Below are 20,210 nucleotides of genomic sequence, written 5' to 3' on the forward strand. Positions count from 1 at the left end.
GACCGGGTGGGGCCCGCCCGGCGCGCCCCACCCACAGCACCCCTTTTCACCCGATATGTATCGTGTATGACCGCACTGGTCCTTGCACACTTCGTCGTCGCGCTCTGCGCTGCCCCGCTGATCCGCCGGGTGGGGCCGCGCGGGTTCGTGGCGCTCGCGCTGCCGCCCGCCGCCGCCCTCGGTTGGGCGCTGTCCCGCTGGGGCGAGGTGAGCGGCGGCGGGGCGAGCGAAGAGGCCTGGTGGTGGATCAGGGACTACGACGTCGAGATCGCGTTCCGGCTCGACGCGCTGTCCCTCGTCATGGTGCTGCTCGCCGCCGGCATCGGGGCGCTCGTGCTGCTGTACTGCGTGCGCTACTTCGACGGCGGCGCCCGGCAGTTGGGCTCGTTCGGCGGCAACCTCCTCGCGTTCGCGGGGGCGATGCTCGGGCTCGTCCTGGCCGACGACCTCATGACCCTCTACCTGTTCTGGGAACTCACCACCGTCCTGTCCTTCCTGCTCATCGGCTACGACAGCGAGAAGCGCGCCAGCCGCCGCTGCGCGCTCCAGGCGTTGACGGTGACCTCGGTCGGCGGGCTCGCGATGTTCGTCGGCTTCCTGATGCTCGGTCACCTGGCGGGCACGTACCGGATCTCGCGCATCCTGGAGTCGCCGCCCGCCGCGAGCGGCACCCTCTCGGCCGCGCTCGTCCTGATCCTGTGCGGGGCGCTCGCCAAGTCGGCGATCTGGCCGCTGAGCATGTGGCTGCCGAACGCGATGGCGGCGCCCACCCCGGTCAGCGCCTATCTGCACGCCGCCGCGATGGTGAAGGCGGGCGTGTACCTGGTGGCGCGGTTCGCTCCCGCCTTCGCCCATGTCACGCCGTGGCGTCCGATGCTGCTGACCCTGGGCGCGGTGACGATGCTGCTCGGCGGGTGGCGTGCGCTGCGGCTCAACGACCTCAAGCTGGTGCTCGCCTACGGGACCGTCAGCCAGCTGGGCTTTCTGGTCGTGCTCGCGGGCGCCGGTTCGTACAACGCGGCCCTCGCGGCCATCGCGATGCTCCTGGGGCACGCGCTGTTCAAGGCGCCGCTGTTCCTGGTGACGGGGATCGTCGACCACGCGAGCGGCACCCGCGATCTGCGGAGCCTGTCGGGGGTGGGACGAAGACTTCCCTGGGTGTGCACGGTCGCCGTCCTCGCGGGCGCGTCGATGGCGGCGCTGCCGCCGTTGCTCGGGTTCGCGGCGAAGGAGGCGGCGTTCGAGGCGCTGCTGCACGGCAGCGCGGGCGAGCGCTGGGTACTCGCGTGCGTCGTCGTCGGATCCGCGCTCACCACCGCGTACACCCTGCGCTTCCTGTGGGGCGCGTTCGCGCGCAAGCCGGGGGTCGCCGACACGCCCGTGCACCGCGTCGGCGCCGCGTTCCTCGCGCCGCCCGCACTTCTTGCCCTCGCCGGACTGCTGCTCGGCCCGGGGATCGACTGGACGGCGCACCTCTTCGAGCAGTACGCGAAGCAGTACCCGACCCCCGCGCACCCCTACCACCTGGCGCTGTGGCACGGGTTCGGTCCTGCGCTCGGCCTGTCCGTGCTGGCGTGGGCGGGCGGCGCGGCGCTGTTCCTCGCGCGGGAGCCGGTGGTGCGGCTCGGGCGGCGGTTCGCCTGGCCGAAGGCGGACGAGGTGTTCGGCCGGACCGTGCTCGGCCTCGAACGGTCCTCGCTCCAGATCACGGGCGCGGTCCAGAAGGGCTCGCTGCCCTCGTACGTGGCGACGGTCCTGGGCGTCATGTTCCTCGGGCTGCTCGCGGTCCTCGCCACCGACCGGCCCTGGGGCGCCACCCCCGCGCCCCGAGTGTGGGACCACCCGATGCAGGCGGGCGTCGGCGCGCTGACGTGCGCCTGCGCGCTGATGTGCCTGGTGGTGCAGCGGCGCATGAAGGCGGCGGTGCTCGCGGGCCTGACCGGGTACGGCACGGCGCTCCTGTACGTCGTGCAGGGCGCGCCCGACCTGGCGCTCACCCAGTTCGGCGTGGAGACGGTGTCGACCGTGGTGCTCGTCCTCGTCCTGCGGCGCCTCCCAGTGTTCTTCGGCGATACGCAGCGGACCTGGCGGTGGGGTGTGAGCATGCTGCTCGCGCTCGGCAGCAGCGTGGCGGTTGCCTGCGCGGTGTGGCTGGCGGCGGGCGCACGTACGGCGGAGCCCGCGGGCGCGGCGCAGATCGAGGAGACCGCACACCACGGCCTCAAGGATGTCGTCGCGACGATCCTCGTGGACTTCCGGGCCTGGGACACCATGGGCGAGTCGGCCGTCCTCGCCGTCGCCGTCCTGGGTGTGACGAGCCTGCTGTACGTGCACCGCCGCCAGGGCCGTGCGACCGCGCCGGCGCCGCGGCTCCCGGGCGGGGTGACCGCGTGGTCGCTGGCGAACTCCCGGCTCAAGGTGCCCGCCAAGTACCAGCAGGGCGCGCCCGAACGCAGCTGGCTGGTGGCCGGTGACACCCTCGCGCCCGAGCACCGCTCGGTCGTCTTCGAGGTGGTCGCCCGGCTCGTCTTCCATCCGATCCTGATGCTGTCGGTGTACCTGCTGCTGTGCGCGGAGAACCTGCCGGGCGGCGGCTTCGTCGGCGGCCTCGTCGCCGGTGTCGCCCTGACGATCCGTTATCTGGCGGGCGGACGGCACGAGTTGGCGGTGGCGGCGCCGGTCCACCCGGGCTTCTTCACCGGGCTCGGCCTGACCCTGTCGACATCGGTCGCGCTCGTCGGGCTCGCCGACGGCACGGTGCTGCACGGCTGGACCTGGCACGGGCACCTGCCGCTGATCGGCGACTGGCACGCGAGCACCGCCGTCATCTTCGACCTCGGGGTGTACCTGCTGGTCCTCGGGGTGGTCCTGGACGTCGTACGGGCGCTCGGCTCGAAGATCGACCAGCAGACCGAGTACAGGGCGAGTCTCGCGCTCGCCGGGGAGGCTCAGAACCCGTGACCGTCAGTCTCACCCTGCTGGTCTGCGCGGTCGTGCTGACCAGCGCAGGCGGGATCCTCATCCACACGCGCAGCCTCACCCGGGTGCTCGTCGGCATCATCGTGTGCGGCAACGGCGTCAATCTCTTCGTCCTCGCCTCGACGGGGGCGGCAGGCTTCCCGCCGCTGCTCTATCCGGGCGTCGAGGCGGCCAAGGTGACCGATCCGCTGCCGCAGGCCATCATCCTCACCGCCGTCGTGATCACGCTCGCCACCACGGCGTTCGTGCTCGCGATGGCGTACCGCAGCAGCCAGTTGACCGGTTCGGACTTCGTGCCGGACGACGTCGCGGACCGGCGGGTGGTGCTGCGCGCGGAGATCTCCGCCGAGCGGGCCGAACTGCGCGAGCTGCACCGCGAGGACGGCCCGAGCGCCTGGCGCGAGGAGCGGCGCGACCAGCGCCGACGGCTGCGTGCGGAGCGCGCCTACCAGGCCCGCGCCCGGGACGCGGACGGTGACCTGTGGGACGACGTCCTCGGTGCGGACCCGCCCAAGTCGTCCGCCGCCGACCCGGCCGAGCCCCCCGAGACCCGCCCGGAGGAGACCCGGTGAACTCCCTCGTCCCACTGCCCGTCGTGCTGCCCCTCGTGGTGTGCGGGCTGACCCTGTTCATCGGGCCGCGGCTGCGCTGGCTGCACCGGCTGATCACCGTCGGGGTGCTCGCGGCGGTCGTCGCGGTCGATGTCATCCTGCTCGTCGAGGCCGACCGCACGGGCCCGCTCGTGGTCCACCTCGGCGACTTCGGGCCGCCGCTCGGCGTGACACTGGTCGCCGACCGGCTCGCCGCGCTGATGCTCCTGGTGTCCGGCGCCGTCACCTTCATCGTCCTCATCTACGCGATGAGCCAGGGCATGGCCGACCGGGAGGAGCGGGCGCCGATCGCGGTCTTCCACCCGGCGTATCTGGTCCTGGTCGCCGGGGTGTCGCTCACCTTCCTCGCGGGCGACCTCGTGAACCTCTACGTCGGCTTCGAGATCATGCTGATGGCCAGCTTCGTGCTGCTCACGGTGGGCGCCACGGAGCCTCGGGTGCGGGCCGGATCGACGTATGTCGTCGTCTCCCTCGTCTCGTCCCTGGTGTTCCTGTGCGGGATCGCCGTGACCTACGCCGCGGCGGGCACCGTGAACTTCGCGCAGCTGGCCCAGCGCATGCCCGAACTCCCGCTGGGAGTGCGCACGTTGGCGGAGGTGCTGCTGCTCACCGTGTTCGGGGTGAAGGCGGCGGCGTTCCCCGTCGCGGCCTGGCTGCCCGACTCGTACCCGACTGCGCCCGCACCGGTGACGGCCGTGTTCGCAGGGCTGCTCACCAAGGTCGGTGTGTACTCGATGATCCGCGCCGACACCCTCTTCTTCCCGGGCAACCGGCTCTCCGGCGTGCTGATGGCGGTGGCGTTCGCCTCGATGATCATCGGCATCCTCGGCGCGGTGGCGCAGACCGACCTCAAGCGCCTGTTGTCCTTCACGCTCGTCAGCCACATCGGCTTCATGCTGTACGGGCTCGCGCTCGGCAGCCGGGGCGGCATCGGCGGCGCCATCGTCTACACGGCGCACCACATCACCGTGCAGACGACGCTGTTCCTGGCCGCGGGGCTGCTCGAAAAGCGGTACGGGACAACGGAGTTGACGCGGCTGGGCGGCACGCTGCGCTCGGCCCCGCTGCTCGCCGCGCTCTGGTTCGTGCCCGCCATGAACCTTGCCGGGATCCCACCGCTGTCCGGGTTCCTCGGCAAGCTCGGCCTGATGCGGGCAGGTGCGGCGGCCGGCGGCGTCTGGTCGTACACGCTACTCGCCGCCGCGGCCGTGACCAGCCTGCTGACCCTGTACGTGATGGCGAAGGTGTGGAACCTGGTGTTCTGGCGGGCCGCCCCCGCCCAACCACCGTCCGAGGACGACGTGTTGGAGGAGAGCGACGATTCCGACTCGGCGCCGGAGGAGAGCGGGGGCGGCGGCCTCTCGGTGGCGACCGCGGTGTGCGTACGCACCACGATGCGCGTGCCCCGCGTCATGACCGCGGCGACGGCCGCCGCGGTCGTCCTCGGCCTCTCCTACACGCTGCTTGCCACCCCGCTGACCGGCCTCGCCGACCGCTCGGCCGCCGAGCTCCTCTCCCGCACGCCCTACGTGGAGGCGGTGCTCAACCAGTGAACTCCTCAAGCCCCAGAGGCCGTTGGCGCCGCATCGACCTGCCGCTGATCGCCTGGCTCACGGTGATCTGGACGCTGCTGTGGACCGGCCTGAGCTGGGGCAACGTCATCAGCGGCGTGGTGGTCGCGGTCCTACTGTGCCTGGTCTTCCCGCTGCCCGCCGTCGAACTCGACCTGCGCCTGCGCCCGATCGGCATCGTCCGGCTCGCCGGCTACCTCCTGTACGACATGACGTCGTCCACGGTCACCGTGACCTGGCAGACACTGCGCGGCAAACCCGGGCCCGCGGCCGTGATCGCGGTGCCGCTGCGCTGCCGCACCGACCTGATGATCGCGGCGACCGCAGTCGCCGTGTCCAGCGTCCCCGGCGGCGCGCTCGTCGAGGTCAACGGCTCCACCGCCACCCTGTTCCTGCACGTCGTGCACGCCGACGACCCGCGGGCGGTGGACCGGGCCCGCGCCGACGTGCGACGCCTGGAGACCCTCGTCGTACGGGCCTTCGGCACGCGCGAGGAGATCGGCCGGCTCAAGGAGTCGACGCCACCGGACGCACCCGACGCTCCTGACGCACCCCGCACTCCTGACGCACCCGACGCTCCCGAAGGAAGGACGCCCGACGCATGAAGCTGGCCAACGACATCCTGCTCAACGGCGCGCTGGTGCTGATCGTCCTGGCCGGCGCGCTGCTCCTGGTGCGGATCTGGCGGGGCCCCTCGATGCTGGACCGGGCCGTGGCCGTCGACATCGCGGCGGTGCTCATCATCGCCGGGATCGGGGTCAACGCCGCTATCACGCGCACCAGTTATTACCTGTCGATCATGCTGGTGACCGCCTTCCTCGGCTTCACCAGCTCGGTGGCCATCGCCCGCTTCATCGCGGCGCGCGACCGGCCGGGGGTAAGGACGCGGCCCGGCGCCGTCTCCCTCAAGAAGGTCCAAGGCCCCAAGGAGCGCCCGTGAACTGGTACGACGTCACCGATCTCGCCGGCTCCGTTCTGCTGTTCGCCGGGGCGGCGGTGTGTCTGACGGGTGTCATCGGCATGCTCCGGCTGCCGGACGTGCTGACCCGCAGCCACGCCGCGACCAACCCGCAGACGCTCGGCATGTTGCTACTCGTGGCGGGCGTCGCGCTGCGCCTGCGCTCGGGCGTCGACCTGGGCACGCTCGCCCTTGTCGCCTTCTTCCAGCTCCTGACCAGCGCGGTCGCGGCCCATCTGGTGGCGCGGGCCGCGTACCGCACGGGTCAGGTCGGTGAAGTCGCGCTGCTTCGGGACGAGTTGGCCTCGGCGCGGGACCGGTCCTGATCCTGACCCCGGGACCGGTCCTGGCCCTGACCCGGGTGACTGCCCGGTGTGTGCCCGAACGCGCGCCGGAACACGTCGATGAACGCGCTCGTCGACGACCAGCCGCACAGGTTCGCGACGGTCGTCACCGGCGTGTGGTCGGCGAGCAGGACCAGCGCGTGGTGCAGGCGCAGTTGGGTGCGCCACTGCGGGAACGTCATGCCGAGGTCGCCGCGGAAGAGCCGGGACAGCGTGCGGTCGCTCGCCCCGACCTCCCGGCCCAGTTCGGCCAGGGTGCGGCGGTCGGCCGGATCCGTGTGCAGGATGTCGCACACGGCGCGCAGCAGGGGCGCGGTCGGCGTCGGCAGGTGCAGCGGCTGCTGCGGTGACAGCTTCAGCTGGTCGAGCAACACCGCCCGCAGGCGCGCCCGTTCGGGGCTGCCGACGTCCGTGGTGTCCGGGGACCCGGTGCGCGCGTACTCGATGATCAGCTCGCGCAGCAGCGGGCCGACGGCGAGCACGGCCGGGGTGTCGAGGCCGAGCGGGTTCTCGGTCGCGGGCAGCCCCACGAAGTGCAGTTCGACGTCGCCGTGGGCCTGGTGGGCGTGCACCGTGTCGGCGGGCACCCACAGCGCGCGGGTGCCCGGCGCGACCCAGGATCCGGCGTCGGTGGTGACGGCGACGACGCCCCGGCCCGCGTAGGCGATCTGGTGGTCGTCGTGCCGGTGGGCGTCGATCTCGGCTCCGTGCGCCAGGTACCTGGTGTGCGTGGGGGCCACCGGGGTGTGCCGCACGGAGTGCCGGGCGGTGTGACGAACAGCGTGGCGGTTCTTCGGCATTGTCTGGCAGGTTATCGGAAGCGGGACAGCGGGCCCGCTCGCGACGATGACCGGGTGCGAAAGAACACCTCCATCCCCCTGCTCTCCGTCGGGCACGCGTGCGTGGACGTCTACCAGGGCGCCGTCGCCTCACTCGTCCCGTACTTCGTCGCCGAACGCGCCTACAGCTACGCCGCCGTGTCCGGCATCGTGCTCGCGGCCTCGCTCCTTTCATCGGTGGCGCAGCCGGTCTTCGGCCTGCTCACCGACCGCCGGGCGATGCCCTGGCTGCTGCCGCTCAGCACGCTGCTCGCGGGCGTGGGCATCGCGCTGAGCGGGGTGAGCGATTCGTACGCGGTGACCCTCGCCGTCGTCGCGGTGTCCGGGATCGGGGTGGCCGCCTACCATCCGGAGTCGGCGCGGGTGGCCCGGCTCGCGAGCGGTGGCAGCCACAGCGCGATGGCCTGGTTCTCGCTCGGCGGCAACGTCGGTTTCGCGCTGGCCCCGCTCCTGGTCGCCGCCGCGGTGGCCACGGGCGGGCTGCGGTTCACTCCCCTGCTTGCGCTGCCCGCGGCGGCCGGCGCCGCGATCTGCCTGCCGGTGCTGCGCGCGCTGGGACGGCGCGAGAACGCGTCGTCCGCCACCGCGTCGACGCCCGCCAGGGACGACGTTCCGGCGTTCGTCCGGCTGTCGTTCGCGGTGGTGTGCCGCTCCATCGTGTTCACCGGCCTGAGCACCTTCGTCTCCCTGTACGCGACCCAGCGCATGGGCGGCAGCAAGGTGGCGGGCACCGTGGCCCTGTTCGTGCTCTACGTGGGCGGGGCGGTCGGCAGCATCCTGGGCGGGGCGCTGGCGGGCCGCTGGGACCGGGTCACCGTCTCGCGCTGGTCGTACCTGCTGACGGCGGCGTCGGTGGCGGGCGTGGTGTGGGTGCCGGGCCCTGCGCTCTACGGCTTCCTCGCGCTCACCTCCGCCGGTCTGTACGTGCCGTTCTCGCTGCAAGTCACGCTCGGGCAGGACTACTTGCCCTCGCGTGTCGGCACAGCGAGCGGCATCACCCTCGGTCTCACGGTGAGCATCGGCGGCCTGGCGAGCCCCCTCATCGGCACCGTCGCCGACCAGTCCTCGCTGCGCACCGCCCTGACTCCGCTCATCCTCATGCCGCTGCTGAGCTGGCTGCTGTTCCGGACGCTGCCCGAGCCGACGGGGACGAGCGCGAGTACGGGTAGGGATGCTGCGGGTACCGGTACGGTAGCCAGTGATCGATCATTGCTCAAATAGTCGCCACAGCAGGAGGGTCACCTTGCCCACGTCGCCCACTCCCGGCCCCCTCGCGCGCGTCCCCCTGCACGAGCAGGTCCGCCACTTCATCCTCGAAGGCCTGGTGGAGGGCCGCTGGGAGCCGGGCGACCGGATCGTCGAGCGGCGCATCGCGCTGGAGTTGGGCGTCAGCCAGGCGCCGGTACGGGAGGCGCTGCGCGAGCTGGAGGCCATGGAGCTGGTGACGTACGCCCCCAACAAGGGCGCGAGCGTACGGGAACTCACGCTGGATCAGCTCCGGGACGTGTACCAGGTACGGGCCTCCCTGGAGCGGCGCGCCATCACGCTCGCGGCCCCGCGCATGGCCGGTGACGTCGCCGAACTCGAGGGGCATCTGGCGGCCATGCGGCGCGCCGCAACCGAGGGCAAGACACACGAACAGGCCCTGCACGGAGTCGCGTTCCACCGTGCCATCGTCCACGCGTGCGGCAATCCGGTACTGATCCGACACTGGGACCTGCTGGGCGTGGAGGCCTGGACGCGGCTTTCGCTCGGCCGGCTGCGCACGGAGCTGCACGACAACGCGGAGGACCACGAGGAGATCGTCGAGGGCCTGCGTCGCGGCGATCCGCACTTGGGGCGGCTGATGGAGCTGCACGTCATGGATTACGCCCGAAAATGATCGATCATTGAAAATTACTCACCAGTAGTCGTTGACCCGGCACTTCGTCGCGACCTAGCTTCTGCTCTGAGAAATTGATCTTTCGCAGTGCGGAACTTGCGGAACGTATGGCCGCCCGTCACCACGGGCGCCCCGACGGAAGGGCAACCCCTATGTCCCCGATGTCCCAGAACCACCAGCTGGACCAACTCCCCGAGCCCGACCCGCAGGAGGTCACCGAGTGGCTGGCCTCCGTGGACGGCGCGGTCGGCGCCGTCGGCCCCCGGCGCGTGGGCCGGCTGCTGCGGCGCGTGGTGGATCACGCACGGCAGGCGGGCGTATCGCTGCCGCCGCCGTCGACCACGCCGTACGTCAACTCGATCCCGACGGACGCCGAACCGGCCTACCCCGGCGACGAGTCGATGGAGTCGCGGATCACCGCGTGGAACCGGTGGAACGCCGCGGTCATGGTCACCCGCGGCAACGAACGCGGCGGTCTCGGCGGCCACATGGCCACCTACGCCTCGGCCGCCTGGCTCTACGAGGTCGGCTTCCAGCACTTCTTCAAGGGCAAGGACGCCGACGGAAGCGGCGACCAGCTCTACGTCCAGGGGCACGCCTCCCCCGGTGTCTACGCCCGCGCGTTCCTCGAAGGGCGGCTCACTGAGGCCGAGTTGGACCGGTTCCGGATGGAGGCGGGCGGCGGCGGACTGCCCTCGTACCCGCATCCGCGGCGGCTGCCGTGGCTGTGGGAGTTCCCGACCGTGTCGATGGGACTCGGCCCGCTGTCGGCCATCTATCAGGCCCGCTTCAACCGCTATCTGCACCACCGCGGCATCAAGGACACCAGCCACAGCCACGTGTGGGCGTTCCTCGGCGACGGCGAGATGGACGAGCCGGAGTCGACGGCCGCACTGAACCTCGCCGCCCGCGAGGAGCTCGACAACCTCACGTTCGTCGTCAACTGCAATCTGCAGCGCCTGGACGGTCCGGTGCGCGGCAACTTCAAGATCGTGCAGGAGCTGGAGGCGCAGTTCCGCGCGGCCGGCTGGAACGTGGTCAAGGTGCCCTGGGGCGTGGAGTGGGACGGCCTGCTCGCCACGGACACCGACGGGCTGCTCCTCGACGCCCTCGACACGCTGCCCGACGGCCAGTTGCAGACGTTCGCCGCGCGCGACGGCGCGTACATCCGCGAACGCCTTTTCGCAGGCCCGCTCGCCGGCCTCGCCCGCCCGTACTCCGACGAGGACCTCGCCCGGATCGTGGGCACCTCGCGCGGCGGCCACGAGCCCCGCAAGATCCACGCCGCGTACCGCGCGGCCGTCGACCACAAGGGCGCACCGACCGTCGTCCTCGTCCAGACGGTGAAGGGCTGGACGCTCGGCCCCGGCTTCGAGTCGCGCAACGCCAACCACCAGATGAAGAAGCTCTCCGGCAAGGAATTCCGTGCCATGCGCGACCTGTTGGAGCTGCCCATCCCCGACTCCCGGCTCGGCGAGGACCTGGTCCCGTACGTCCACCCGGGCCCCGACTCCGAGGAGGTCGCCTACCTCCACGAACGCCGCCGCGCCCTCGGCGGCCCGGCTCCCGCGCGCCGCGTCGCGGCCCGACCGCTCCCTGCCCCGGCCGCCAAGCCGTTCGAGATGCTGGCGAAGGGCTCGGGCGGCCAGGAGATCGCCACGACGATGGCGTTCGTCCGGCTGGTCAAGGATCTGATGCGGGACAAGGAGACCGGCCCGCGCTGGGTGCCCGTCGTCCCCGACGAGGCCCGCACCTTCGGCATGGAGTCCCTGTTCCCCTCGGCCGGGATCTACTCCCCCAAGGGCCAGACGTACGAGCCCGTGGACCGCGACCAGCTCCTCTACTACAAGGAGTCGACCAGCGGCCAGATCCTCAACGAGGGCATCACGGAAGCCGGTTCACTGGCCTCCTTCACCGCCGCCGCCACCTCGTACGCGACGCACGGCGAGCCGCTCATCCCCTTCTACATCTTCTACTCGATGTTCGGCTGGCAGCGGACGGCCGATCAGTTCTGGGCGCTGGCAGACCAGTTGGGCCGCGGCTTCGTCATCGGCGCCACCGCCGGACGCACCACCATGACCGGCGAGGGCCTTCAGCACGCCGACGGCCACTCGCACCTCATCGCCTCCACCAACCCGGCCTGCCTGCCCTACGATCCGGCGTTCGCGTACGAGGTCGGTGTCATCGTCCGGGACGGTCTGCGGCGCATGTACGGGGAGGATGCCGAGGACGTCTTCTACTACCTCACCGTCTACAACGAGACGAAGCTCCAGCCGCCGATGCCCGAAGGCGACGGTGTAGAGGAGGGCATCCTGCGCGGCCTGTACCGCTACCGCGCCGCCACCAACGCCGACAGCGACGCCCCGCCCGTCCAACTCCTCGCCTCCGGCACGGCGATCCACTGGATCCTCGAGGCGCAGGAACTGCTCGCCGAGGACTGGGGCGTCGCGGCCGACGTATGGTCGGCGCCGTCCTGGACGCTGCTGCGCCGCGAGGCGATGGAGGCCGAGGACCAGGACCGGATCCCGTATGTCACCGGGGCGCTCGCCGAGGCGCCGGGCCCGGTCGTCGCGGTGTCGGACTGGATGCGCGCGGTGCCCGACCAGATCGCCCCGTGGGTGCCCCAGCAGTGGTCCTCGATCGGCACCGACGGCTTCGGCCTCTCCGACAACCGGGTCAATGCCCGCCGCCACTTCGGCGTGGACGCCGAGTCCGTCGTGGTGCATGTGCTGCGCACCCTGGCGGCGCGCGGCGAGGCCAAGCCGGACACCGCGGAGCGCGCCGCCCGGCGTTATGGCCTGCGCTGACGCCCAGTTGGTGGGCGTCGCCGCTATCCGACCCCGCTCATCCGGACCTCCGTCGCCTGCGCGCTGACCACCGCGTCGCGCCCCGGCTGCGAGGACGGGGTCACCTCGCGGACCGTCACCGCCAGGTTGTTGGCCGCGGTGAAGTAGGGGCCGATCCGCACCTGTTGACCCCCGGCGCCCTCATGGAAGGCCGGGGGCACCGGGTCGGTCCCCTTGCGCTCGACCACGTCCCCGCCGATCCGGCCGACGGGGATCCGGGCGCCGCGATCGACCAGGTGCAGGTCCCACAACTCGCGGCCCTCGCCGGCGGCCCGGCACCGCTCGGCGAAGTCGGCGTACGGCACGGAGAACCACACATGGTCGCCGGAGACCACGACCTCCGCCGACTCGAATGCGGTGTCCCCGCCGCGCCGCGCTGCCACCACCACGGTGTCGTCGCCCAGCGGCCGTCCGACGATCCGGCCCTCCACGATGAGGGCTGACCCGCCGGTGTCCACGGTGCCGATCTCGAGGTGTGCGGGGCGGGCCCAGGTCCGTACGGAGAGGTGTCCCGTGCCCGTGGTGCGGGGGATGCGGGAGGTGACCTGGTCCCCGATCAACTCCGGTGTGCGGCCCACCAGTTCCGCGGTCTCCACCGTCAGGGAGTGGGCCCGGCGACGTACGCCGTCGTCTGTGCGCTCCACGTAGACGGTCCACTCCCCCTCGCCCAGCACATGGTCCCGGCCGATGCGGGCGCGCAGGGATTCCGGCTCCGGGCGGAGCGGGAGGCGCAGCGTGTCATCGCCCCGCCGCAGGAGCAGTGCGGCCTGTGGTGTGTGTACGCCGGTGATGTCCACGACGATGTCACCGTCGGTCGTGGCCCTCGTGCGGGCCGCGGGGTGGAAGCCGGGGACGCGGGTGAGGCGCTTGGCGCGGCCGGGCATCAGGGTGCGGACGGCGGGTGCGAGGACGGGGCTGCGCAGGGACGCGCGCAGCACGGGGCGTACGACGGTGCCGACGCGCTCGCGCACCACGCTGCGTACGGGTCTGCGGACGCGTCCCGGCGTCGACGCCGGTTCGGGAGTTCCGGGGCCGCCCAGCTCCGCCACCAGGGCGAGGAACCGTTCGGCCGCTGTCCGAGGAGTGAAGGTCAGCGCCTTCGCCTTCGCCGCCTCGGCCATCGCGTGGCGCCGCTCGTCGTCCTCGATCAGGTCGAGCAGCGCGGCGGCGAACGCCTTCGGGTCGCCGGGCTGCACCAGGTATCCGTCGCGTCCGTCGTCGATGATCTCGCCGGGCCCGTACGGGCAGTCGGTGGCGACCACGGGCAGCCCCGCGTGCATGGCCTCGACGAGGGTCATGCCGAAGGACTCGGCGTTCGACGAGACCGCCGCGATGGACCCCTTCGACCACTCCGGCTCGATGGGTGCGACGGCGCCCATGAGCCGCACGTGATGGTGCAGCCCCGCCGCCATGACCTGCTCGCGCAGCTGTCCCGCGAGGCGGCCCCGGCCGTAGAGGCGCAGCGACCAGTCGGGGCGTTCGGCCACGACGTGCCCGAAGGCCTCGATGAGCAGGGCGTAGTTCTTCACGGAAATGAGGCGGCCCGCCGCCACGACCACTTTGTTGCGTCCGGTCGACGCGGCGACGTCCGGGACGGGGACGCCGTTGGGGATGCAGCGGATCTCGGTGTCGACTCCGGGCAGGGCGTCGCGATAGCACTCGGCGTCGGCGTAGGAAACGGTGGTGAAGGCGTCGAGAGCGGCGATCGCCTTGTCCTGGGCCGACTGTATGGCCGGCTTGTGCATGCTGTGCGTCAGGTGTTCCTGCCCGATGCGCAGCGCGCGGCGGGGGCCGTACTCGGCGAGCAGCACGTTGATGCCCGGGCGTGTCCCCACGACGACGTCGGCGTCGGTTCTGTTCAGCCACTCGACGATGCGTCTGTCGGTGAGGGTGCTGGAGTGGGCGTAGGGGCCGTCGGCGCGGAGATAGAGCTGTGAGGGAGAGGCGGCCGGATCGTGTTCCGGGTCGAAGGCCGCGGCGCCGCGCCGCGCCTCGACGAGCGCAAGGATTCTCACTCCGGGTGCCGGGTTCAGTGCGGGGTGTTCCCTGGTTCGCACGACCGACGCGATCTCTACTTCGTGGCCCGCCTCGGCGAGCGCGCCCGCGAGGTTCATCGTGGAGCGGATGGTGCCGCCGATGCCGTAGGCATTGAAGAGCAGGAAGCTGATTTTCATCCGTGGGACGCCCGTTCTGTGGTGCTGGGACTGACGCGTGGGTTGACGTCTCCCGTCAAATTAAATGCCCAGATGCGGACATATGCGACTTCGGATGTTGTGTCGCGCGCCAAGTTTTGGCCGGTAGCGGGCAGTTGGGCGTCCGCCATATGGACACCTGGACCTGACGGGGCGTCGGAAGGACGCGCGCCCGCCCTTCCGGTTGATAGGCAAGCGAACACTTGCCTATGCTGGCATCGTGGCCGATGACCTTTTCAGAGCCTTGGCCGACCCCACCCGCCGCGCGATCCTCGACGAGCTGACGGAGAAGTCGGGGCAGACACTGTTCGAGATCTGCTCACGGCTGGCCATGAAGCACCGGCTGAGCCTGTCGAGGCAGGGCGTCTCCCAGCACCTCGCCGTGCTGGAGGCGGCCGGGCTCGTCGAGACACGGCGGGAGGGCCGCTACAAGTTCCACGACCTGAACACCGCACCGCTGCGCCAGATATCGGAGCGGTGGCTCAAGCCAGCAGCCCCTGCACAGGACCCGGAAGAGAGCACCCCATGAAGATCCACATGACCAGCGTCTTCGTCGACGACCAGGCCAAGGCCGCGCACTTCTACACCGAGATCCTCGGCTTCCGGAAGAAGCACGACGTGCCCGTGGGCGAGACCGACCGCTGGCTGACCGTCGTGTCGAGCGAGGAGCCCGGCGGCACCGAGCTCCTCCTGGAGCCGGCGGGCCACCCGGCCGTGAAGCCCTACCGTGACGCGCTCATCGCGGACGGCATCCCGCTCGCCCAGTTCGCCGTCGACGACGTGCAGGCGGAGTACGAGCGGCTGACCGCGCTCGGCGTGCGCTTCACCCAGGAGCCGCTGGAGATGGGCCCGGTCACGACCGCCGTGCTCGACGACACCTGCGGCAACCTCATCCAGATCGCGACGGAGCCCAAGTAGACCGGGTTCGCATTACGCGCGCCGCCGCCGTCCGAAGACCGCGATGCCCGTGGCGACGGCGGCGGCGATCAGCCCGATCCCGCCGAAGATGAGCGGCAGCAGCCACAGCGAGAGAAACCCGTTGATCTGCGCGTCCTCGGGGTCGTCGGCCCGGTACAGCACCTCGACGCGCTCCCCCTCCTCGTACGCGGGCGGGTTGGAGCCCGTCGAGCTGCGGAAGGTGTACGGGGTGCCGTCCGCGGTGGTGAACTCGACGACCGGATACGCCGAGGGCTTGTCCCGCTCCCGGGTCTTGCGCGTCACGCCGATGTGGCTGTCGCGCCACTTCAGGGCCACGACCCTGCCCGTCGTACGGTCCGCCTCCCGCAGCAGCGAGACCGAGGACCACGCCAGGATCAGCCCGACGACCAGGAAGATCGCGCCGAACGCCGACACCCCCAGCACGACCCATCGACGTACCGCCCGCCCCTGCACCTGAACCTGCACGCTGCGCCCCTCACTCGTCCGAACTCGTCCGAAGAGGAGGGACGCTATCGCAGAAGGAAGGTGTCAGTTACTGCCGGTGAGTTCGCCGCTCAGCTTGCCGTGCAGGGCCGCGCTGTCCGGGTTGAAGCCGACGATCTCGACACTCTTGCCGCGCTCCGCGTACTTGGTCTCGATCGCGTCGAGCGCGGCGACCGACGAGGCGTCCCAGACATGCGTCGCGGAGAGGTCGATGACGACCTTGTCGGGGTCGCCTGCGTAGTCGAACTGGGTCACCAGGTCGTTGGAGGACGCGAAGAAGAGCTCACCGGTGACCGAGTAGACGACCTGGCTGCCGTCGGGGTCGGTGACCGAGGTGACGTTCGCGACGTGGGCGACGCGTCGGGCGAAGATGACCATCGCGGTGATCGAGCCGACGACGACACCGATCGCGAGGTTGCTGGTGGCGACCACGACCACGACGGTCAGCACCATCACGACGAGCTCGCCGGCCGGCATCCGCTTCAGCGTCTTCGGGGCGATGGAGTGCCAGTCGAACGTCGCGAAGCACACCATCACCATGACGGCGACCAGGGCGCCCATCGGGATCTCGGAGACGACGGGCCCGAAGACCACGCACAGCACCATCAGGAACACGCCCGCGAGGAACGTGGACAGGCGGGTCCTGGCGCCGGACACCTTTACGTTGATCATCGTCTGGCCGATCATGGCGCAGCCGCCCATGCCGCCGAAGAAGCCGGTGACAATGTTGGCGATGCCCTGCCCGATCGACTCGCGGGTCTTGGACGAGCGGCTGTCGGTGATCTCGTCGACCAGCTTGGCCGTCATCAGGGACTCCATGAGCCCGACGAGCGCCATGGCCAGCGCGTACGGCGCGATGATCTTCAGCGTCTCCAGGGTGAACGGCACGTCCGGCAGCCCCGGCACCGGCAGCGAGGACGGCAGCGCGCCCTTGTCCCCCACGGTCGGCACCGCGATCCCGGCGGCGACGGTGATGACGGTCAGGATGACGATGGAGACGAGCGGGGCCGGGACCGCCTTGGTGACCTTCGGGAAGAACACCATCAGCGCGAGCCCTGCGACGATCAGCGGGTAGACGGCCCACGGCACGTCCGTCATCTCGGGCACCTGGGCCATGAAGATCATGATGGCGAGCGCGTTGACGAAGCCGACCATCACGCTGCGCGGCACGAACCGCATCAGCTTCGCCACGCCGAGCGCGCCGAGGACGATCTGGAACACACCGGCCAGGATCACCGCCGCGACCAGATAACCGAATCCGTGCTCCCGGTTGAGCGGCGCGATCACCAGCGCGACAGCGCCGGTGGCGGCCGAGATCATGGCGCGCCGCCCACCGACGATCGAGATGGTCACCGCCATCGTGAACGCGGCGAAGAGACCGATCTGCGGATCGACGCCCGCGATGACCGAGAACGAGATCGCCTCGGGGATCAGCGCGAGCCCCACCACGAGCCCGCCCAGGATCTCGGTGCGCCACACCTTCGGGTCGGACCACCAGTCGGGGCGCAGGCCGCGCAGCCGGGCGGCCGGTGACGGAGCGGAAGGGGCGGAGGAGGGGGACAAGAGAAAGTAACCTGTCGTGGTCGGGCACACTGGCGTCACGCGGCCTGTGCGAGCGGGAGAACGGGCGGCGTGCGGCCGACCCTGACATCCGACAACTCTACCCTAACGTTAGGGTAGAGATCGGCGTCGCCGACTGTGACCCCGGTGACACCACGCAGACACGGAGAAAGGCGCCGCGTGAGCAGCGAGCACATGCAGATCGGCGAGGTCGCCGCCCGGACCGAGCTGTCGTTGCGCACCATCCGGCACTACGAGGAGACAGGCCTCGTCATCCCGTCCGCCCGCTCTCAGGGCGGCTTCCGCCTCTACACCGAGAACGACGTGGCCCGCCTCATGGTGATCCGCCGCATGAAGCCGCTCGGCTTCACCCTCGACCAGATGCGGGACCTCCTGGACGCCACGGACCGCCTCGACGCGACCCCGCCGCCCGAGGGCGACGAGCGCGAGCAACTCCTGGACCGTGTCCGCCACTTCGAGCAGGCGGCGGCCGACCGCGTCGCGGATCTGCGCAAACAGCTCGGCCGCGCGGAGGAGTTCGCGGGCACGCTGCGGGAGCGTCTGGACGGGGCCGGGGCGGCGTGATCCGGCACCGGCGGCGATAACCGCTGTCGCGCCCTGTCGGCGCGTGCCAGGATCACGCCATGACACGCACCGATATGCCGCCGTCCTGGGACGAGCGGACGATGCTCACCCACTTCCTCGACTACGCGCGCGCCACGGCCGTCGCCAAGTGCGCCGACCTCGCACCCGAGCACGGGGGCGCGGCGCCGCTGCCCGGCTCGCCGCTCATGACGCTGGGCGGCCTGATCAACCACCTCCGGTGGGTCGAGTACCACTGGATCCAGGTGATCTTCCTCGGCGAGGAGGACGCGGGCCCGTGGACGGACGAGGACCCGGACCGCGAGATGCGGCTCGGAGCCGAGACCCCGATCCCCCAACTCGTCGCCGAGTACGAGGAGCAGAGCGCCCGCTACCGTCAACTGGTCGCAGAAACAGACCTGTTGGCGACGGCGAAGCGCCCGGTCAGGGACGGCACCCATGTCACCCTCGGCTGGATCCTGATGCACATGATCGAGGAGACCTCGCGCCACAACGGGCACATCGACATCCTGCGGGAGATGGCGGACGGCGCGGTGGGCGACTAGAGCCTGTCACCTCTGGTCAGGAGACGCTTGCTTGGAGTGCACACGAAGGTCATAGCGTCGCGGGCATGCCGGTGTCACCAGGTTCTCGGAATGAGCGGGAGTCGGACGGCCGGTACCCCAGCATCTCCAAACGAGAAAGACGGCAAGTGGTGGACAGCCAATTCACAACGCATGCGGAACTCTTCGATCTTCGTGGAAAGCGCGCGCTCGTCACCGGTGGCACCAGAGGCATCGGGATGATGATCGCGCGTGGCCTTCTCCAGGCGGGCGTCCGGGTGGTCATCAGCTCACGCGACGCGGAAGCGTGCGCCGAGGCACAGGAACACCTGTCCCCATTCGGTGAGGTGCGGGCCGTCCCCGCCGACCTGTCCCGCCACGACGAGTGTCGGCGACTGTCCGACCTCGTCACCGCCGACTCGGAGCCTCTCGACATCCTCGTCAACAACGCGGGCGCCATGTGGGACGAGCCGCTGGAGACGTTCCCGGACGAGGCCTGGGACACGGTCGTCGACCTCAACCTGAAGTCGCCGTTCTGGCTGGTCCAGGCGTTGCTGCCCGCACTTCGCAAGGCGGGCACGGTCGACGATCCCGCGCGGATCATCAACATCGGCAGCATCGCCGCCATCCACATCCCGCAGCGGCCCAACTACTCGTACTCCAGCAGCAAGGCCGCGCTGCATCAACTCACCAGGGTGCTGGCCAAGGAACTGGGACCGCAGCACGTCACCGTGAACGCCGTGGCACCGGGACCGTTCCCGTCGGCGATGATGGCTGCGACCCTCGATGAGCTCGGCGAGGCGATCGCGGCGTCGGCCCCACTGCGCCGGATCGGCCGCGACGACGACATGGCGGGTGTCGCCGTGTTCCTCGCCAGCCGGGCGGGCGCATACCTGACGGGCGCCGTGATCCCCGTCGACGGCGGCATCGCCACCACTGCGTAGAACGGTTTGGCGGCACTACGCCTCCCGGCAGCGGTCCCTGACCTCCGGTAGTGGCTCGAAGCCGGCCGCCTTGTAGGTGGCCACGGCCGCCCTGTTGGCGCTCGGCGTGCCCACGAGGGCGCTCGACGCGCCGAGTTCACGGAGTGCGGCTGCCGCGGCGACAGAGATCGCCGCCCCGTGACCACGGCCACGGTGGTCCCGGTGCACGCCCATGGGTTCGAGCAGCCCGGGTCGGCCCGGCCCCGCCGACCACACGGTCACCGCCGCCACCGCCGCGCCCTCGTCGTCGTACGCGAGCAGACACCGCGCCTCCGCGTACGGAGCCCCGGCCGCCATCGCGTGCCACCGAGCCCCGCTGAACGTCGAGCCGTCAAACGCCGCCCGGTGCACGGCGGCGTACGCGTCCGCCCGGTCCGCCCCCGCGACCTCGATCCGCACGGCCGGGGGCCGGACCGGTTCGGTGAGATCGCGGCGCAGCGGCGTCCACGCCTCACCAGGGCGCCAGCCGGCCCCGGCCAGGAGGTCATGGAGCAGGACGCCCCGGGGAGCCTCGATGTCGACCGGCCCCTCCGGCAGGACCCCGCGCTTCGGCTCGCCCACATCGGCGAGCAACTGCCGTGCCAGCGCCGGGTCTTGGTGGGCGTCGGGCGCGAGGGTCAGCCGCAGCAGGGTGGGCCCGTCCAGCAGGCCGACGGCGAGGACCCGCCCGCCGCGGCGCCACGTCCGCACGTCCGCCGCGGTGCGCTCCGCGCCGGTCCGCCAGTACCAGCCCAGGTCGCCGGGGTGCAGCTGCATCGGCGCCGTGTCGTGCTGCCATGTGCGCAGTACGTCGACGACGTCACCCAGCTCGTCGACTTCCGGTGTCACCAACTCGATGGCCATGCTGGTGATGACACACCACCGGGCCGGTGGCCGCA

General features: G+C 71.1%; 19 protein-coding genes. 14 read left to right on the top strand and 5 right to left on the bottom strand.

Annotated features, from left to right (window positions below; genetic code table 11):
• The first annotated feature begins 66 nt into the window (after positions 1-66).
• The 6 genes from OHA73_RS06155 to mnhG are packed head-to-tail and all read left to right on the top strand — an operon-like array spanning position 67 to position 6,445.
• The gene (locus tag OHA73_RS06155) at positions 67-2,961 is read left to right on the top strand and encodes a Na+/H+ antiporter subunit A (RefSeq protein ID WP_327654418.1); all 2,895 of its coding nucleotides are present in this window, start codon (positions 67-69) and stop codon (positions 2,959-2,961) included.
• Positions 2,958-3,551, top strand: a complete 594-nt coding sequence (locus tag OHA73_RS06160) for a Na(+)/H(+) antiporter subunit C (RefSeq protein WP_327654419.1) — start codon at positions 2,958-2,960, stop codon at positions 3,549-3,551. The genes OHA73_RS06155 and OHA73_RS06160 overlap by 4 nt, the downstream gene beginning before the upstream one ends.
• Positions 3,548-5,143, top strand: a complete 1,596-nt coding sequence (locus tag OHA73_RS06165) for a Na+/H+ antiporter subunit D (RefSeq protein ID WP_327654420.1) — start codon at positions 3,548-3,550, stop codon at positions 5,141-5,143. The genes OHA73_RS06160 and OHA73_RS06165 overlap by 4 nt, the downstream gene beginning before the upstream one ends.
• A complete protein-coding gene (locus OHA73_RS06170) occupies positions 5,140-5,766 on the top strand; it encodes a Na+/H+ antiporter subunit E (protein ID WP_327654421.1) in 627 nt (208 codons plus the stop codon). Before OHA73_RS06165 ends, OHA73_RS06170 begins: the two co-directional genes overlap by 4 nt.
• Positions 5,763-6,101, top strand: coding sequence for a monovalent cation/H+ antiporter complex subunit F (locus OHA73_RS06175; protein WP_266716580.1), 339 nt, complete (start codon positions 5,763-5,765; stop codon positions 6,099-6,101). Before OHA73_RS06170 ends, OHA73_RS06175 begins: the two co-directional genes overlap by 4 nt.
• Positions 6,098-6,445, top strand: coding sequence for a monovalent cation/H(+) antiporter subunit G (gene mnhG / locus OHA73_RS06180; RefSeq protein WP_266716579.1), 348 nt, complete (start codon positions 6,098-6,100; stop codon positions 6,443-6,445). The genes OHA73_RS06175 and mnhG overlap by 4 nt, the downstream gene beginning before the upstream one ends.
• On the opposite strand, the gene OHA73_RS06185 is transcribed toward mnhG, so the two are convergent.
• On the bottom strand, positions 6,385-7,263 hold the full coding sequence (locus tag OHA73_RS06185; RefSeq protein WP_327654422.1) for an AraC family transcriptional regulator: 879 nt from the start codon (positions 7,261-7,263) through the stop codon (positions 6,385-6,387). The genes mnhG and OHA73_RS06185 overlap by 61 nt on opposite strands.
• A gap of 54 nt (positions 7,264-7,317) precedes the next feature.
• Between OHA73_RS06185 and OHA73_RS06190 the strand changes: the two genes are divergently transcribed.
• The 3 genes from OHA73_RS06190 (at position 7,318) to aceE (ending at position 11,991) form a co-directional block, all read left to right on the top strand.
• Positions 7,318-8,523: an MFS transporter gene (locus tag OHA73_RS06190; protein WP_327654423.1), complete on the top strand. Its 1,206-nt coding sequence runs from the start codon at positions 7,318-7,320 to the stop codon at positions 8,521-8,523.
• 22 nt (positions 8,524-8,545) lie between these two features.
• The gene (locus tag OHA73_RS06195) at positions 8,546-9,184 is read left to right on the top strand and encodes a GntR family transcriptional regulator (protein WP_327654424.1); all 639 of its coding nucleotides are present in this window, start codon (positions 8,546-8,548) and stop codon (positions 9,182-9,184) included.
• Between the two features lie 152 nt (positions 9,185-9,336).
• Positions 9,337-11,991 (top strand): pyruvate dehydrogenase (acetyl-transferring), homodimeric type, encoded by a 2,655-nt coding sequence (gene aceE, locus OHA73_RS06200; protein WP_327654425.1) that lies wholly within the window; start codon positions 9,337-9,339, stop codon positions 11,989-11,991.
• Between the two features lie 23 nt (positions 11,992-12,014).
• Here aceE and OHA73_RS06205 read toward each other — a convergent pair whose 3' ends face one another.
• On the bottom strand, positions 12,015-14,204 hold the full coding sequence (locus OHA73_RS06205) for a glycosyltransferase (RefSeq protein ID WP_327654426.1): 2,190 nt from the start codon (positions 14,202-14,204) through the stop codon (positions 12,015-12,017).
• 238 nt (positions 14,205-14,442) lie between these two features.
• On the opposite strand from OHA73_RS06205, the gene OHA73_RS06210 reads away from it, so the two are divergent.
• Positions 14,443-14,751 carry an ArsR/SmtB family transcription factor gene (locus OHA73_RS06210; RefSeq protein WP_327654427.1) on the top strand — a complete coding sequence of 103 codons (309 nt, stop codon included), beginning with the start codon at positions 14,443-14,445 and terminating at the stop codon, positions 14,749-14,751.
• A complete protein-coding gene (locus OHA73_RS06215; RefSeq protein ID WP_266716567.1) occupies positions 14,748-15,140 on the top strand; it encodes a VOC family protein in 393 nt (130 codons plus the stop codon). The genes OHA73_RS06210 and OHA73_RS06215 overlap by 4 nt, the downstream gene beginning before the upstream one ends.
• Positions 15,141-15,152: 12 nt before the next feature.
• Here the strand turns inward: OHA73_RS06215 and OHA73_RS06220 are convergent, their stop codons facing one another.
• Both OHA73_RS06220 and OHA73_RS06225 read right to left on the bottom strand, forming a co-directional pair.
• Positions 15,153-15,626: a DUF3592 domain-containing protein gene (locus tag OHA73_RS06220; protein WP_327654428.1), complete on the bottom strand. Its 474-nt coding sequence runs from the start codon at positions 15,624-15,626 to the stop codon at positions 15,153-15,155.
• A 63-nt stretch (positions 15,627-15,689) separates the two neighbouring features.
• The gene (locus OHA73_RS06225; protein WP_267071767.1) at positions 15,690-17,207 is read right to left on the bottom strand and encodes a SulP family inorganic anion transporter; all 1,518 of its coding nucleotides are present in this window, start codon (positions 17,205-17,207) and stop codon (positions 15,690-15,692) included.
• Between the two features lie 177 nt (positions 17,208-17,384).
• Between OHA73_RS06225 and OHA73_RS06230 the strand changes: the two genes are divergently transcribed.
• From OHA73_RS06230 to OHA73_RS06240, 3 genes are all read left to right on the top strand, one after another.
• Positions 17,385-17,789: a MerR family transcriptional regulator gene (locus OHA73_RS06230; RefSeq protein WP_327654429.1), complete on the top strand. Its 405-nt coding sequence runs from the start codon at positions 17,385-17,387 to the stop codon at positions 17,787-17,789.
• Between the two features lie 59 nt (positions 17,790-17,848).
• Positions 17,849-18,352, top strand: a complete 504-nt coding sequence (locus tag OHA73_RS06235) for a DinB family protein (RefSeq protein WP_327654430.1) — start codon at positions 17,849-17,851, stop codon at positions 18,350-18,352.
• Positions 18,353-18,498: 146 nt separating this feature from the next.
• Complete coding sequence (locus OHA73_RS06240) at positions 18,499-19,293, top strand: SDR family oxidoreductase (RefSeq protein ID WP_327654431.1); 795 nt, start codon at positions 18,499-18,501, stop codon at positions 19,291-19,293.
• Between the two features lie 15 nt (positions 19,294-19,308).
• Here the strand turns inward: OHA73_RS06240 and OHA73_RS06245 are convergent, their stop codons facing one another.
• Positions 19,309-20,175 carry a GNAT family N-acetyltransferase gene (locus tag OHA73_RS06245; RefSeq protein WP_327654432.1) on the bottom strand — a complete coding sequence of 289 codons (867 nt, stop codon included), beginning with the start codon at positions 20,173-20,175 and terminating at the stop codon, positions 19,309-19,311.
• Positions 20,176-20,210: the final 35 nt, after the last annotated feature.

This window comes from Streptomyces sp. NBC_00483, from assembly GCF_036013745.1.
In the GTDB taxonomy this organism is placed as follows: Bacteria; Actinomycetota; Actinomycetes; order Streptomycetales; family Streptomycetaceae; genus Streptomyces.